Annotated in this window: 15 protein-coding genes; 11 read left to right on the forward strand and 4 right to left on the reverse strand. The window is 68.1% G+C overall.

Annotated elements, in window-relative coordinates; translation table 11 throughout:
- Window positions 1–4: 4 nt before the first annotated feature.
- Both SSPN_RS0118120 and SSPN_RS44400 read right to left on the reverse strand, forming a co-directional pair.
- Window positions 5–1,090 (reverse strand): glycoside hydrolase family 172 protein, encoded by a 1,086-nt coding sequence (locus SSPN_RS0118120; protein WP_010696832.1) that lies wholly within the window; start codon window positions 1,088–1,090, stop codon window positions 5–7.
- Between the two features lie 28 nt (window positions 1,091–1,118).
- Window positions 1,119–2,504: a sugar porter family MFS transporter gene (locus tag SSPN_RS44400; RefSeq protein ID WP_010696834.1), complete on the reverse strand. Its 1,386-nt coding sequence runs from the start codon at window positions 2,502–2,504 to the stop codon at window positions 1,119–1,121.
- Window positions 2,505–3,108: 604 nt separating this feature from the next.
- Between SSPN_RS44400 and SSPN_RS0118130 the strand changes: the two genes are divergently transcribed.
- Window positions 3,109–3,567, forward strand: coding sequence for an RICIN domain-containing protein (locus SSPN_RS0118130; protein ID WP_010696845.1), 459 nt, complete (start codon window positions 3,109–3,111; stop codon window positions 3,565–3,567).
- A gap of 162 nt (window positions 3,568–3,729) precedes the next feature.
- Here SSPN_RS0118130 and SSPN_RS0118135 read toward each other — a convergent pair whose 3' ends face one another.
- Window positions 3,730–3,975, reverse strand: coding sequence for a hypothetical protein (locus SSPN_RS0118135; RefSeq protein ID WP_010696846.1), 246 nt, complete (start codon window positions 3,973–3,975; stop codon window positions 3,730–3,732).
- A 310-nt stretch (window positions 3,976–4,285) separates the two neighbouring features.
- On the opposite strand from SSPN_RS0118135, the gene SSPN_RS0118140 reads away from it, so the two are divergent.
- On the forward strand, window positions 4,286–5,011 hold the full coding sequence (locus tag SSPN_RS0118140) for a class I SAM-dependent methyltransferase (RefSeq protein WP_010696847.1): 726 nt from the start codon (window positions 4,286–4,288) through the stop codon (window positions 5,009–5,011).
- Window positions 5,012–5,114: 103 nt separating this feature from the next.
- Here the strand turns inward: SSPN_RS0118140 and SSPN_RS0118145 are convergent, their stop codons facing one another.
- Entirely contained in the window at window positions 5,115–5,537 is a 423-nt protein-coding gene (locus SSPN_RS0118145; RefSeq protein WP_010696849.1) for an SPW repeat protein, read from the reverse strand.
- Between the two features lie 75 nt (window positions 5,538–5,612).
- Here SSPN_RS0118145 and SSPN_RS0118150 point away from each other — a divergent pair, with 75 nt between their 5' ends.
- The 9 genes from SSPN_RS0118150 to pqqE all read left to right on the forward strand — a co-directional run bounded on the left by SSPN_RS0118150 (window position 5,613) and on the right by pqqE (window position 14,037).
- A complete protein-coding gene (locus SSPN_RS0118150; protein ID WP_010696851.1) occupies window positions 5,613–6,107 on the forward strand; it encodes a MarR family winged helix-turn-helix transcriptional regulator in 495 nt (164 codons plus the stop codon).
- 220 nt (window positions 6,108–6,327) lie between these two features.
- The gene (locus SSPN_RS0118155; RefSeq protein WP_237710656.1) at window positions 6,328–8,046 is read left to right on the forward strand and encodes an MFS transporter; all 1,719 of its coding nucleotides are present in this window, start codon (window positions 6,328–6,330) and stop codon (window positions 8,044–8,046) included.
- A gap of 503 nt (window positions 8,047–8,549) precedes the next feature.
- Entirely contained in the window at window positions 8,550–9,020 is a 471-nt protein-coding gene (locus SSPN_RS0118160; RefSeq protein ID WP_010696855.1) for an MSMEG_3727 family PQQ-associated protein, read from the forward strand.
- 13 nt (window positions 9,021–9,033) lie between these two features.
- Complete coding sequence (locus SSPN_RS0118165; RefSeq protein WP_010696857.1) at window positions 9,034–10,719, forward strand: PQQ-dependent dehydrogenase, methanol/ethanol family; 1,686 nt, start codon at window positions 9,034–9,036, stop codon at window positions 10,717–10,719.
- Between the two features lie 42 nt (window positions 10,720–10,761).
- On the forward strand, window positions 10,762–10,905 hold the full coding sequence (pqqA, locus tag SSPN_RS51285) for a pyrroloquinoline quinone precursor peptide PqqA (RefSeq protein ID WP_010696859.1): 144 nt from the start codon (window positions 10,762–10,764) through the stop codon (window positions 10,903–10,905).
- A gap of 142 nt (window positions 10,906–11,047) precedes the next feature.
- Window positions 11,048–11,944 (forward strand): pyrroloquinoline quinone biosynthesis protein PqqB, encoded by an 897-nt coding sequence (pqqB, locus tag SSPN_RS0118175; protein ID WP_010696861.1) that lies wholly within the window; start codon window positions 11,048–11,050, stop codon window positions 11,942–11,944.
- Window positions 11,941–12,675, forward strand: coding sequence for a pyrroloquinoline-quinone synthase PqqC (pqqC, locus tag SSPN_RS0118180; RefSeq protein WP_010696862.1), 735 nt, complete (start codon window positions 11,941–11,943; stop codon window positions 12,673–12,675). The genes pqqB and pqqC overlap by 4 nt, the downstream gene beginning before the upstream one ends.
- Window positions 12,672–12,953, forward strand: coding sequence for a pyrroloquinoline quinone biosynthesis peptide chaperone PqqD (pqqD, locus tag SSPN_RS0118185; RefSeq protein ID WP_010696864.1), 282 nt, complete (start codon window positions 12,672–12,674; stop codon window positions 12,951–12,953). Before pqqC ends, pqqD begins: the two co-directional genes overlap by 4 nt.
- Window positions 12,946–14,037: a pyrroloquinoline quinone biosynthesis protein PqqE gene (gene pqqE / locus SSPN_RS0118190; RefSeq protein ID WP_010696866.1), complete on the forward strand. Its 1,092-nt coding sequence runs from the start codon at window positions 12,946–12,948 to the stop codon at window positions 14,035–14,037. Before pqqD ends, pqqE begins: the two co-directional genes overlap by 8 nt.
- The last annotated feature ends 166 nt before the right edge of the window (window positions 14,038–14,203 follow it).

Below are 14,203 nucleotides of genomic sequence, written 5' to 3' on the forward strand. Positions count from 1 at the left end.
GCTGTCATTGCGCCCGCGGGATGCGCTGCTCGACGGGTGCGAGGGAGAACGGGGCGTGCGGCTCCTCCTGGTACCAGTACGCCACCGACGAGTAGTCGTCGGAACGCTTGTTCGCGTGGCCGTGCTCGATGCTGACCCGGATCGACCGCCGGAACGGGATCGGGTCCTCGATGTGGAAGCGGTAGAGGCTGATCTGCCCCGACCAGTTGTCGCCGCCGGGAAGCGTGATGCCGTGGTGCGGCGCGTGGTAGGTCTGCGACGGGCACCAGGCGGTGTTGAAGTAATCCTCGGTCCCGGTGCCGTGCAGCCGCGGCGGCCACCGCTCGCCGTCGATGAAGATCATGTCGTCTCCCTCACCGTACCAGTTCCACTCGTTGGTTTCGCGCAGGTTGTGGATGTTGAGCACGCAGCCGACGTAGTGGCCGCGCCCGGCCGCTTCGAGGATCGTGTAGTTATCCAGGCCGTCGAGGTTCGTGCCGGTGAGCAGGAACCGGTCGTTACCCTCCGCGCCCTGGTCGACTCCCGGGCAGGGGTTGCTGCGCCGCCACTGCGCGTGGAACCGGCCGATGTCCGCGCCGAGCTCGTCGAAGTACTCGTAATCGACGTAGTAGTAGAAGAAAACCCGCTCGTGGACGAGCTCGCTGGTGACCTCCAACCGCGCATCCGAGCCGAACGGCATCGGGAAGAAGCAGTTGAACGCCTTGCCGTCCTGCGGGCTCATCTGCAGCGGCGCCGAGACGAAGTTGGTCGTGCGGCCGTGCCCGACCCCGAAGAAGTCGCCCACCGGGACTGCGACGCTCGGGCTCCGCTCGCCATCCCAGTAGGCGCGCAGCACCAGCTTGCGCAGGTAGTCAGGCTCGCGCATCCAGGGATCGCGCAGCATGCGTTCGTTCGCGACGGTCACCCAGATGTGGTTGATGCTCCCGGCCCCGCGGATTTCGGCGAGGGTGGCGGTCCGGCCCGGTTCGATCGTGAGGCGGTCGTCGTTGCCCCCGCTGCGGTCCCAGCTGGACGCACGCCCCCGGCGACTGCTCCGCAGGCGCGGCAGATCCCGCAGGCTGGATCCATGCGGGCCGTAGTCGACGGTCATCGTACAACTCCTGAACTCATCGGTCCGGTCATTCGGAGAGGCGGAACCGCTTGCTCCGGCGGAAGGCCTTTTCCAGCGATTCCAGGCTGCGCTGCTTGGTTTCCGGCACCATCCACCAGACGATCGGGAAGATGATCACCCCCGCCGCCGCGTAGGCGATGAACACGATCCCCGCGCCCACCAGCGAGGTGAAGGTAGGGAAGGTGAGCGCGACGAAGAAGTCCGTCAGCCAGTTGAACAACGTGGCCAAGGCCATCGCCGCGCCGCGGATCGCCAGCGGGAAGATCTCCGCCAGCACCACCCACAGCACCGGCCCCCAGGTGGCGGAGAAGGTGTTCGTGTACACCACGAACGCGGCGACCGCGATCCCGAACAGCGCTGGCGACTCGGGAGGCAGGAGCGACGCCGCCGCCCCGACCGCGAACAGGCTCGCCGACATGCCCACCAGGCCGGCGAGCAGGACGGGCTTGCGACCCCAGCGATCCACGATCTTGAGCCGCACCACCACCGCGATCGTCGCGATGTTCACCAGCCCGTTCAGGAACGTGAACAGCAGCGCCGTGACGTCGGAAACCCCGAAGGTCGTCAGCACCGTCGGCGCGTAGTAGACGATCGTGTTGATCCCGGTGATCTGCTGGAACACGGCGAGCAGCGCGCCCAGCACGAGCAGGCGGCGCACCCACGGCGCGGACATGTGGGCGCCGAGCCTGGCGTCCCGCTGCTGGCGTTCGAGCTCGGTGATCTCGGCGAGTTCCCGGTCGGCGGCGTCCTGGTCGCCACGCAAGCCGACGAGCAGCGCGCGTGCCCGCTCGGGGTGTCCCCGGCGAACCAGCGACCGGGGCGTGTCCGGTGCGGCCAGCAACCCCAGGACCAGCACCACTGCGGGGAACACGCCGATGAGGATCATCCAGCGCCACGAGGCGGAGAAGGCCAGTGCGTACCCGCAGGCGGCGGCCAGCGCCGTGCCCACGATGATCATGTACTGGTTCAGCGAGGTGATCCAGCCGCGGCCACCGGCGGGCGCCATCTCGGCCAGGTAGAGCGGCACCACCACTGACGCGATGCCGATCCCCAGCCCGATGATGAACCTGAACAGCACCAGCGTGGCGACTGTCGGTGCCACGCCCGCACCAAGCGCCCCGATGGTGAACACCACCCCGGCCGCGAGCAGCAGGCGTTGCCGTCCCTGCCAGTCGGCGGCCGGCCCGCCGACCAGCGCTCCCACCATCGCTCCGACGACCGTGGCACTGACCACGGCGCCCTTGAGCAGCGGCGTCAACGGCAGCTCGTGCGGGATGAACAGGATGGCGGCCGAGATGATCCCGTTGTCGTAGCCGAACAAGATCGCGGCCAGCGACCCCAGGGCGTAGACACGCCGCGTGGCGACCTCGGGCTTCGGGGACGGCGTTCCCATCGACCACCTCCGATGCGGAAACAGCTGCGGCGCAATCCGGGTTCGGCTGCTCTCCATCGCGGCGACGGGCACTGGGGAGAACCGCAAACGGGTAGACGTCGATCGCGCCGCCCCCTCGGCGCGCCCATCACGCTCCTGATACCCCGCAACGCGGCCCGCAATACCTGCGTGCTCGTGCGGTTGGGACATCCACCTACGACACAAGGGAAACTCTGAGCATGGAATTGCGCGCCGAACACCGGCGCTGCTCTCCGCCGCCGTGCTGATGATGTCGGCGTGCTCGCCAACACCAGCGCTCGGACCGGGCGCTCCCCGCCCTGAGCCGCCGGTCAGCACGCACCCGGCCGAGGAGCCGGCACGGCGGACCTCTACGCGGCCGCCGGGGCGAACATGCTTTCCCCTGCCGCGAGACACTTCTGCAGATCGCGGAAATCCCGCCAGCCGGGCAGCCCGGTTGTACCCGGTTCGCGCTTCGCGGGCCAGTGCTCGCCCACAGTGGTGTGAATTGGGGATTTTCCGCTGGGCTAGCAGTGAACTCGGTGACGCACGTGCTCGAACGACGCGTGTTACGTGAATCCCCTACACGATGAGTTCATTGCGTAAAGTGAGCCACTGGACCCTGGCGGCTTTGGGTGCGCTGTGCCTGAGCGGCTCGGTCGCGCTGCCGCTTGCCGCGGCGGAACCCGCTCCCCGGGAAACCCCGCTGCACAACGTGGCCGATGACGGGTGCCTGTACAGCTCGGACGGCTTCGGAGTCGCACTTGCCGAGTGCAACCCGAGCAGCCCGAGCCAGACCTGGTCCCGCGAGTACCTCGGCAACGCGGAGCTGCTCCGGGTCAACGGCACGAACAGCTGTCTGGGGCAGGTCGACGGCCCCAACGTGCGTCTTTCCCCGTGCGACTCCTACGACCAGACCCAGCAGTGGCGGATCGAGCCCGCCGACTCGGGCAGCCTGATCTGGCACCCGGCCACGAACAGCTGCCTCGGCAACCTCGGCCAAGAGCAGGTGCGGCTGTTCAGCTGCGACCCCTCGAACCCGGCGCAGCAATGGGTGATGAGTTAACGAGCCACGCGGGATCGGGTGCCCCAGGCGGCGATTTCGATTTCGCGCGAAATCGCCGCTCACCCCGCTCCGGGTGAGGTGCCGGATCCGAGTGGTTTTCGAGCGGGCGGGGACAGCCGGTCCCCGCCCGCTTCGGACGCCCCCACCCGGACGCCGGGCGGATCAGGTGCCGAACTGCCAGGACGTGAGGTACTCGCGCTGACCAGCGGTGAGCTCGTCGATGACGATGTCGTGGGCGGAGAGCTTCGCCGCGTGCGTGAGACCGCGCTCTACACCGCCAGGCTCGCACACGCGCATCTCGGCGTGCGCGACACCGATCGAGCGGCCGTTCTCGCCGACCGAGCGCAGCAGTTGAGCGCGACGATCCCATCGGCCTACAGCGACCGCGCCGTTTGCCACCTGACCCATCAACTCGTGGCAGTCGATTAGCCCTGCTTCGGAAATCCCCCATCAGTCCGCAGCGGAGTGTTGTGCCGGATCGAGTGCTGGTTACTGGTTCTGAATCCTGGCCGAGCGGAAGTAGCTCCCAACCGTGGAACTCGCTGCCTCCGAACGCATTGGAGCCGAAGCCGGCTGGTGGGATCGTGATCACCGGCTGAGGCCGCGACGATCCAAGATCAACCGGCGGGCGGTATGGGACAACCGAAATCTCGACCACCCTGGGTGTGCGGGGCGCCGTACCGATGCTGCGTGTTCGGGCGGCAGGAAGGATGATGCGATGGGCGCCGATGAGGGGGCGTGGGGACGTCCGGAACTCGCAACGAACGTCAATTTCCGCGAGCACCGCGAACACCTCGTCCGGCAGGGAACGGGCGAGGTGTTCCGCTACATCTACCGGCACAACTTGTGGGGCAGCCCGGAGTCGGTGTCCGGGCAGGGCTCGGAGGACGCCGCCACGGCACGTCTCCGCGCTGAGATCCCCGCCCTGTTGCGCCGGCGGGGCGTGCGGTCCATCGCCGACGTGCCCTGCGGGGACTTCGGTTGGCTGCGCAGGACCGAACTGGGCGTGGACAACTACTTCGGCGGCGACATCGTCCCCGAACTCATCGAGCACAACCGTAAGTCCTATGCGCGGCCATTCCGGCGGTTCGGGGTCCTGGACCTGACCCGCGACCCGTTGCCGACCGCGGATCTGGTGCTGTGCCGGGATTGCCTCGTGCACCTCGCCTTCGAGCAAATCTGGGCCGCGCTGCGCAACATCCGCGCCAGCGGAGCGGCGTACTTGCTGATCACGACCTTCCCGGCGCTGCAGGTGAACGTGGACGTGGAAACCGGCGACTGGCGTCCGCTCAACTTCCAGCTGGCGCCGTTCGGGTTCCCCGCCCCGGCCGAGCTCATCACCGAAGGCTGCCTCGAAGGAGCCGGAAGGTACGCGGACAAGGCCCTTGGACTGTGGGAAGTCGCCGCCTTGAACGACATCCTCGAACGACCTGCGACCGGCTGATCAACAGGCATCGAGGGCAGTGCGCGCCGGGACGTGGCGATCGCAGTGGTGACCGCCGGCATTCGCATGCCGGCGGTCACCGGGCGCACCGCTTCGCCCGACTTCAGCGGTGCTGCAGGATCAGGCCTGCGGCTGCGATCCCCAGCAGCACCACGATGGCGCCGCTGACCACGTTGCTGATCACGATCGGCATCGTCGCGACGGCTCCGCTCATGACCCATTCCGCGATGATCGTCCACACCCCGAGGACGGGGACCAGCCACGCGACGCCGTGCAGCCGGCCGAAGGCCGAGGCGTAGCCGACCGCCAGCCCGGCGACGGTGAGTCCGATGATCAGGTTGTTGATCGCGAGCGGGCTCATGCCCGCGAAGCCGACGATCCACGGCGACAGGGCGACGTACAGCCCGGCCAGAACCATCAAGCCGTACGCGGCCTGCGCGATGGGGGTCTCGGCGATGTGCTCGTAGCGGGACCGAAGCTCCGTCAGATCGGGGTGTCCCGCGATGGGAATCTGCTGGCTCGTCATGATGCACCTCCCCAACACATTTCGGTGCTAAACCCAGCTTGACATGCGGATTTGCAACATGCAAGTCTTGTTCCCATGAAGTCTTCGCCCTCCCGGGATGCCGCGTCCAGGAAGCACCACGCGGACGCCATCGACGCGTTCGAAGCGGCGACGCGCATGTTGGTGGGACTCGCGACCAGGAGCCTGGCGGGCGAGACCGTGACCCTCCCGCAGTTCCGGCTCCTCGCGGCGCTCGCGGACAGGGGACCGCTGCCGTCTTCGCGGGCCGCAGCGGCCCTGGGGTTGAACGCCTCATCGGTGACGCGCCTCGGCGACCGCTTGGAGCTCGTCGGTCTGCTCTCCCGGACTCGCGAACCGTACAACCGCAGCGTGGTCACGCTCGCCCTCACCACGGCGGGCGACGAGCTGGTGCACCGCGTGCTGGCGTCCCGGCGCGAAACCCTCTCCCGCTTGCTGGGGAAGCTCGATCCACGAGAGGTCGACGGGGCCGTCAAGGCCTTGTGGCGCCTGACGAAGCTCGCGGCCGCGGACGAAGCGCTGGGCGACCTGGTGCCCTATCCGCACGGCTGATCACCACGCCCACTTGTTGCACGACGCAACCAACAGTAAGGTTAGTTTCGTGCAGTAAATACTTCTCCTGGTGAGGAAAGTGATGGCGATGGCATCGTCATCGGAGCCGGCGGAGCCGCCGGTGGACCCGCTCCCGGCACGACGTCCGCGGGCCGGAGGCGACCCGGTCGGCCCGCACTACAAGTGGATCGCGCTGTCCAACACCACGCTGGGCGTGCTGATGGTGACGATCAACATGTCGATCCTGATCATCGCGTTGCCGGACATCTTCCGCGGCATCCGGATCAACCCGTTGGAGCCCGGCAACACCGGGCTGCTGCTGTGGCTGATCCTGGGCTACCTGGTGGTCACCGCGGTGCTGGTGGTCACCTTCGGGCGGCTGGGCGACATGATCGGCCGAGTCCGCATGTACAACGCCGGTTTCGCCGTGTTCACGGTGTTCTCCGTGCTGCTGTCGGTTACGTGGATGCAAGGCACGGCCGGCGCGCTGTGGCTGATCGGCATGCGCGTTCTGCAAGGGGTCGGCGGGGCGATGCTGATGGCGAACTCCAGCGCGATCCTCACCGACGTCTTCCCCGTCCAGCAACGCGGATTGGCGTTGGGGCTGAACCAGGTGGCGGGTATCGCCGGGTCGTTCATCGGCCTGATCCTCGGCGGGCTGCTGGCACCGGTGCAGTGGCACCTGGTCTTCCTGGTGTCCGTCCCGGTCGGGTTGTTCGGCACCTGCTGGGCGTACTGGAAGCTGCGCGACACCGGCACCACCGAGCACTCGCAGCCGGACTGGTGGGGCAACCTGACCTTCGCGGTCGGGCTGGTCGCCGTCCTGGTGGCAATCACCTACGGCATCCAGCCCTACGACGGCCACGTCATGGGCTGGACCAATCCGCGGGTGCTGGCCACGATGGCCGCCGGGCTGCTGGTGCTCGCGGTGTTCTGCGTGGTCGAAACCCGCGTGGCGGAACCGATGTTCCGCCTGTCGCTGTTCCGGATTCGGGCGTTCACCGCCGGGAACATCGCCAACCTGCTCTCCGGCATCGGCCGCGGCGGGCTGATGTTCGTCCTCGTGATCTGGTTGCAGGGCATCTGGTTGCCACAGCACGGTTACGGTTTCGAGTCCACTCCCCTGTGGGCGGGCATCTACATGCTTCCGATGACCATCGGGTTCCTGGTGGCGGGCCCGGTGTCGGGGTGGTTGTCCGACCGGTGGGGAGCGCGGCCCTTCGCCACCGGCGGGATGCTGGTGGCAGCGGCGAGCTTCGTGCTGCTGGCGTTGCTCCCGGCGAACTTCCACTACCCGGCGTTCGCCTGCATCCTGCTGCTCAACGGGATCGGCATGGGCCTGTTCGCCTCGCCGAACCGCGCAGCCATCATGAACAGCCTGCCGCCGCAGCGGCGGGGCGTGGGCGCGGGCATGACAACGACGTTCCAGAACTCGGCGATGGTGCTGTCCATCGGGGTGTTCTTCAGCCTGATGATCTCCGGTCTGGCCCAGACGCTGCCGCAAACGCTGTCCAGCGGGTTGATCTCGCAAGGCGTGCCCACGGCGGACGCAACGCGTGTGGCGGGTCTTCCACCTGTTGCGGTCCTGTTCGCCGCGCTGCTCGGCTACAACCCGATCCAATCCCTGCTCGGCCCGAGCGCGCTCCAGCAGCTGCCCGCCGACCACGCCGCGTACCTCACCGGCCGGAGCTTCTTTCCCGCGCTGATCTCCCCGCCGTTCTCCCAGGGACTGACCATCGCGTTCGGATTCGCGGTGGCCGCCTGCCTGGTCGCCGCCATCGCATCCTGGCTGCGTGGCGGCAAGTACGTCTACGCCGAACCACCGGAACCCGTCCCGCCCCGGCCCGTTCCACCAGCACGCCAGGAGGAAGCCGCGGTGCCCGGCCCCGCGCCGATCGAGCTCCAGCCACCGGATCCGCCCCGGGCCGCGAGCGAATGATGTTGTGGCAGCGGGCAATCCGGCCCGTGCGCCCGCGTGCACACCATCTTCGGTGACTTACGCAAGCGCGGCGGCAGAGTTACCCTTCACCTGCGGTAGGACACACGCGGCGGGAGGTGTCGGGTGGTCCAGACGGGGCTGGCCGTGCGGGTTGCGCCGGGCGCAACCGGTGTCGGCGGCCTCCCTGCGATACCCGGCCCGCTCGCTCCGCAGTTGCCGTTGGGGAGTTCTCGACTGATCCGATCGCGAGCAGTCACCTGCTGGCGGCCGGTCAGAAACCCGGTTCTGCGCTGAGGCTGCTCGGCGTGCTTCAACGCCGGAAACCGGTTCGGGGAACGGTGCGGCGACCGGGCGCGGGATGACTCTCGTTCCCCACAAACCGTTTTCCGGGCGGCAGGCCCGATCGACCGCCACCCGGAACCAGGTGAATCGCTTGGGAATCAAGCAAGAACCGGTCGTCCACCAGCGGCAGCACCGCGCGGTGGAGCATTCGGGATTAGGAGATGAAGCCGATGGCGACCGCGGAAGATCTGTCGGCACTCGTGAGCAAGATCGGATTGGACAGGCAGAACAAGGCGGCACTCGGCCGGCTGGTAACCCACGGCAACCTCGGTTATGCCGAAGAGGGCGCCGACGGCCGCATGCACGCCCAGATCCGGATTCCCCCGGACGAGCTGGTCTGGGATCCCGAGATCCTCGTCCTGCCGCGCGGCGGCGACCTGGAACTCGAGATCTTCAACGACGACCAGAACACGCACTGCGCGCTCTTTCCGAGCAACGGCGACAGCCAGTTCATCTGGTTGCCCATCCACTCCCGGGGAACCGCCACGCTGAACCTCGACGGCCCGGGCTACTACTGGTACAGCTCGCCCATCGGCAACGACGAGGGCCGCGGCCTTATCGGGGCGATCGTCGTGCTGGGGGAAGTCCCGCAGCAGGCCCGCCTCGACCGCCCGGACCAGCCACGACCATAGGAAGGAGCGGGTGATGACGGAATACGTGGATGCAGGGCGGGCCGTCGGCCAGGCAACGCTGAGCGGCTTGGTCGGCACTGCGCCGCCGGTGGTCCAGGACGTCACGTACGACCGCATTCTGCAGGCCCGCTCGGAACCGCAGAACTGGCTCACCTACTACGGCGCCTACGACGGGCAGCGATACAGTCCGCTGGACCAGATCAACACCGACAACGTCAAGCGACTCGTCCCCGCATGGGTGTTCCAGTCCGGATCGGCCGGTCTCCACGCGGGCCCGTCGACCTACTCGTTCGAGGCCGCCCCGATCGTGGTGGACGGCATCATGTTCGTCGCCGGGTGGGACGGCTTCGTGTGGGCCATCGACGGCCGGACCGGGCAGGAGCTGTGGCGGTACAAGCACGCCATCCCCTACGACACGTCGCTGTGCTGCGGAAACGTGAACCGCGGGGCCGCGGTGGCGAAGGGCAAGGTCTTCGTCGTCACGCTCAACGCCCACGTGATCGCGCTCGACGCCACCAACGGCAAGCTCGTCTGGGACACGACGTACGGCGACGTGCGGGCCGGTGAGAGCGCCACGGTCGCGCCGCTGGTCGTCAAGGACATGGTCGTCGTCGGAAGCTCCGGCGGGGAATTCGGCGTGCGCGGCCACCTCGACGCCTTCGAGCTGGACACCGGGCGGCACGTCTGGCGGACCTACACCGTGCCGAAGCCGGGCGAACGAGGCTCCGAAACCTGGCCGGACGGTCCGGCCTGGACGCGGGGCGGCGGCAACTGCTGGGTCACGGGGACCTTCGACCCGGAGCTGAACCTCATGTACTGGGGAACCGGCAACCCGGCACCGGACTTCGACGGGGGCATCCGCGAGGGCGACAACCTCTACACCGACAGCGTCATCGCCGTGGACCCGGACAACGGCGAGATCCGCTGGCACTACCAGTACAACCCGCACGACCTGTGGGACTACGACAGCACGATGGAGCACATCCTCTTCGAACTGGACGGGCGCAAGCTGCTGGCGCACTTCGACAAGAACGGGTACTTCTTCGTCCTCGACCGCACGAACGGCGAACTGGTCCGGGTGGTGCCCTTCGTCGACCGCATCACGTGGGGCGAGATCGACCCGAACGGCAAGGTGACGCCCAAGGTCTATCCAGAGAAGGAAGGTGAAGAGGTCCACTTCTGGCCGGGACCGGCAGGCGGGAAGGAATGGACGCACGCGGCGTACAGCCCGCGGACGCAGTTGTGCTACGTCCCGGTCCAGGACGTCGGCGCGTCGGTCACGCGTCGGCGCCGGGAGTTCAAGGAAAGCATCCCCTACTGGGGTGCGAGCGTCACCGTGGACTCCGACGACATGGCGGGGTCGGTGTCGGCCTTCGATCCGTCCAACGGCAACGAGGTGTGGCGCTGGCGCAACGAGGTGCCGATGTGCGGTTCGGTGCTGGCCACCGGCGGGGACCTGGTGTTCGCAGGCGAACCCACCGGGGAGTTCAACGCGTTCGACGCGCGCACCGGCGAGCTGCTGTGGCAGTTCCAGACTGGCTGCGGCCATCACAGCAACCCCACGACCTACAGCATCGACGGCAGGCAGTACGTGGCCGTGCCGGTCGGGTGGGGCGCATGGGTCGAAGGATTCCTCCCCGGGATGCTCGGCGCTCCCCACGGGGACGCGCTCTTCGCCTTCGCGCTTCCGCTGGAATAGTCCCGGATTCAGGTCGGACGTCCGCAGAGAGGAGGTGCAGTCATGGAATCCGTTGCAACTCGGCCAACTCTTGAATGGGAGACCCCCGAGTTCGCCGAAGTCGACTGGGAGCCACCGGAGTTCGAGGAGCTCCAGTGCACATCCGAAGTGACGATGTACATGTACGTCGCGCGATGGGAGGACTAGCAGCCGGAGGACCAGCGGCTTAGGCACGGGGGCCGGGTCGAGTCCGGCGCCCGGGTCGGGAGTCTTCTGGGTTGCTACAGCGGCTCAGAAGACTCACGGCCGCCCTCGGCACTGGTGCCGAAGGCACGAACGGAGGAGCGGAATGTGGGTGCGGGTGCTCGGATCGGCAGCGGGCGGCGGCTTTCCGCAATGGAACTGCGCCTGCCCGAACTGCCGCGCCGTCCGCGACGGTTCCCGGCCCTGCCGGCCGCGCACCCAGTCGGCGATCGCGGTGAGCGGTGACTACCGGAAGTGGTTCCTGTTCAACGCATCTCCCGACATCCGAACCCAGATCGAGGCCTTCGCCGCCCTGCAGCCGGGCGGCGGGCGAGCGACACCGCTGCGCGCGGTGCTGCTCACCGACGCAGAGATCGACCACACGCTCGGCATGTTGCTGTTGCGGGAGGCGAAATCCATCGAGCTGCACGCGACGCCCGCGGTGCAGGAGACGTTGTGCGATGGGACGGCAGTACTGCGCACGCTTGAGGCCTACTGCCAGGTCACCTGGCGACCGGTCGTTCCGGGCGCCAGCGTGCCCTTGGAGGGCGGGCTTTCCTACCGGGCCTTCAACGTCCCCACCAGCAAACTGCCCCGCTTCACGGCAGGCCGCGAGCAGGGGCGGGTCGTGGGCTACCGGCTGACCGACGAGTCCAGCGGCCGGACGGTGGTGTACCTGCCGGGGGTACAGGAGCTCACCGCCGAAGTGCGCGCGGAGCTGGACGACTGCAGCTGCCTGCTCGTCGACGGGACCTGCTGGCACGACGACGAGCTGATCCGGCTCGGCTTGGCCCGGAAGACGGCGCGCGACATGGGGCACCTGCCGATCGGGGATCCCGGGGGCAGCCTCGAACAGCTGTCACCACTGCCCATCGAGCGCAAGATCTACATCCACATCAACAACACCAACCCGATCCTGCTGGACGACGCACCCGAGCGACGTGCCGTCGAGCAGCACGGCATGGAAGTGGCCGCCGACGGATTGGAGGTGCGAGTGGCGTGACGACGCTTACCGACACCGGCAGTTTCACCGCGCAGCTGCGCGCCCAGTCGCGGCGCTACCACGACCAGCACCCGTTCCACGTCAAGATGAACGAGGGGCGGCTGAGCCGTCGGCAGGTCCGGGGCTGGGTGGCCAACCGCTTCTACTACCAGGCGAACATCCCCCGCAAGGATGCTGCCATCCTCGCCAACTGCCCGGACCGCGAAGTGCGCCGGCGGTGGGTACTGCGAGTCCTCGACCACGACGGCACGACCGGCGACCAAGGCGGCATCGGCGCCTGGCTGCGCCTGGCCGAGGCGGTGGGGCTGGGCAGGGACGAGGTGCTCGACGAGCGCCATCTCGTCCCCGGGGTGCGGTTCGCCGTTGACGCGTACGTGAACTTCGCCCGCACGAGACCGTGGGTCGAGGCGGTGGCGTCCTCGCTGACCGAGCTTTTCGCGCCGGACCTGATGGCCGACCGGCTCGCAGCGTTCGAACGCCGCTACCCCTGGATCGACCGCGACGGCCTCGGCTACTTCCGGTCCCGCCTGGCCCAGGCGCCCCGCGACGCCGAACACGCCCTGCAGGTGGTGACCGAGCACTGCCGGTCGGCAGACGAGCAGGCGCGCGCCGTGGCGGCGCTGTCATTCAAGTGCGAAGTGCTCTGGAGCATCCTCGATGCCATCGACCAAGCTTTTCCCGACTCCGACTCCGACTCCGACTCCGACTCCGACGAGGCGGGACAGCTATGAGCACGGCAGTGGAATCGGCGAGCCGCCCCAGGATGGCGTCGTACGTGCGCCTGGTCTTCGACCAGGTCCGCGAGCGGCACATGCTGTTGGCACCGGAGTCGGTGTCGGTCCTGAACCCGACCGGCGCGGCCGTGCTGGGCCTGTGCGACGGGCGGCGGACGGTCGCCGAGATCGTGGCCGAGCTACGTGGCCAGTCCGACCACATGGCATGCGACGAGGTGCTGGGTTTCCTCAGCCGCCTCGCCGCCAAGCGTTACGTGGAGGTCGACGATGACTAGCCCGTTCGGTTTGCTGGCCGAGCTCACGTATGCGTGCCCGCTGCACTGCCCGTACTGCTCCAACCCGCTCAACCTGGCCGACTACGGGGAAGAACTGACCACGGCGCAGTGGCAGCGGGTGCTGACCGAGGCCCGCGAGCTGGGTGTGGTGCAGCTCCACATGTCGGGCGGCGAGCCGCTACAGCGCCGGGACGTGGTGGAGATCGCGCGCAGCGCCAACGAGTTGGGCCTGTACACGAACCTCATCACGAGCGCGATCGGTCTCTCGCCGCGCCGCGCGGAACAGCTGCGGGCAGCCGGTCTCGACCACGTGCAAATCAGCATCCAGGCCCACGAGGCGACCGCGTCCGACAACATCGCGGGCACGCGCTCCTTCGAGCGCAAGATCGCGGCGGCTCGGCTGGTGAAGGAGCTGGGCTGGCCGCTGACGTTGAACATCGTCCTGCACCGGATGAACATCGACCGCATCTCCGACATCATCGCCCTGGCCGAGCGCCTACACGCCGACCGTATCGAGTTGGCGAACACCCAGTACTACGGTTGGGCCTTGCACAACCGCTCCGCGCTCCTGCCCAGCAGGAAGCAGATCGACCGGGCGAAGGCCGTCGTGCGCGCCGCGAACAAGCGCCTGGAGGGGAAGACGACGATCATCTACATCCTCCCCGACTACTACGCGCAGTACCCCAAGCCCTGCATGGACGGCTGGGGACGGCGGCAACTCACCGTGACGCCCAACGGCGACGTCCTCCCCTGCCCCGCCGCGCACACCCTGCCGCTGCCGCGCGCGAGCGTGCGCGAGAAGTCACTCGGCTGGATCTGGGCGGAATCGCCGGTGTTCCAGCGCTTCCGCGGCACCGACTGGATGCCCGAGCCGTGCCGGAGCTGCCCGCGTCGCGAGATCGACTTCGGCGGCTGCCGCTGCCAAGCGTTTCTGCTCACGGGCGACGCCGCCCGCACCGACCCGGTCTGCATCCTCTCGCCGGACCACGAGATCGTGGCCGACGCGGTGCGCGCCGCCAACGAGGAGACGAGGCCGCTCGCGGAGGCCCTGACACCACGCCCACACCCACGCGACACCCGGTAGAGAGCCTCGTTTCGTTTGCGTGGCGTGCGGGGTAGGGATTCGTCTGTGTGTCAAGCCGCTGGGTGAATCAGTGGTGGCGCTAACGGTGCTCCGCTTCGTGCTGCTCAAGGCCCGTAAGCGTTTCTGGGCGCTAAAGCGCCTGTTTGGGAAGATGCCGACGTGAAGC

The organism is Saccharopolyspora spinosa NRRL 18395 (assembly GCF_000194155.1).
GTDB lineage: Bacteria > Actinomycetota > Actinomycetes > Mycobacteriales > Pseudonocardiaceae > Saccharopolyspora > Saccharopolyspora spinosa.

What these genes read in the sequence shown, in the direction of transcription:
- SSPN_RS0118120 (WP_010696832.1), bottom strand. Translation starts at nt 1,090, where the DNA reads ATGACCGTCGACTACGGCCCGCATGGATCCAGCCTGCGGGATCTGCCG.
- SSPN_RS44400 (WP_010696834.1), bottom strand. Translation starts at nt 2,504, where the DNA reads ATGGGAACGCCGTCCCCGAAGCCCGAGGTCGCCACGCGGCGTGTCTAC.
- SSPN_RS0118135 (WP_010696846.1), bottom strand. Translation starts at nt 3,975, where the DNA reads ATGGGTCAGGTGGCAAACGGCGCGGTCGCTGTAGGCCGATGGGATCGT.
- SSPN_RS0118140 (WP_010696847.1), top strand. Translation starts at nt 4,286, where the DNA reads ATGGGCGCCGATGAGGGGGCGTGGGGACGTCCGGAACTCGCAACGAAC.
- SSPN_RS0118145 (WP_010696849.1), bottom strand. Translation starts at nt 5,537, where the DNA reads ATGACGAGCCAGCAGATTCCCATCGCGGGACACCCCGATCTGACGGAG.
- SSPN_RS0118150 (WP_010696851.1), top strand. Translation starts at nt 5,613, where the DNA reads ATGAAGTCTTCGCCCTCCCGGGATGCCGCGTCCAGGAAGCACCACGCG.
- SSPN_RS0118155 (WP_237710656.1), top strand. Translation starts at nt 6,328, where the DNA reads ATGGTGACGATCAACATGTCGATCCTGATCATCGCGTTGCCGGACATC.
- SSPN_RS0118160 (WP_010696855.1), top strand. Translation starts at nt 8,550, where the DNA reads ATGAAGCCGATGGCGACCGCGGAAGATCTGTCGGCACTCGTGAGCAAG.
- SSPN_RS0118165 (WP_010696857.1), top strand. Translation starts at nt 9,034, where the DNA reads ATGACGGAATACGTGGATGCAGGGCGGGCCGTCGGCCAGGCAACGCTG.
- pqqA (WP_010696859.1), top strand. Translation starts at nt 10,762, where the DNA reads ATGGAATCCGTTGCAACTCGGCCAACTCTTGAATGGGAGACCCCCGAG.
- pqqB (WP_010696861.1), top strand. Translation starts at nt 11,048, where the DNA reads ATGTGGGTGCGGGTGCTCGGATCGGCAGCGGGCGGCGGCTTTCCGCAA.
- pqqD (WP_010696864.1), top strand. Translation starts at nt 12,672, where the DNA reads ATGAGCACGGCAGTGGAATCGGCGAGCCGCCCCAGGATGGCGTCGTAC.
- pqqE (WP_010696866.1), top strand. Translation starts at nt 12,946, where the DNA reads ATGACTAGCCCGTTCGGTTTGCTGGCCGAGCTCACGTATGCGTGCCCG.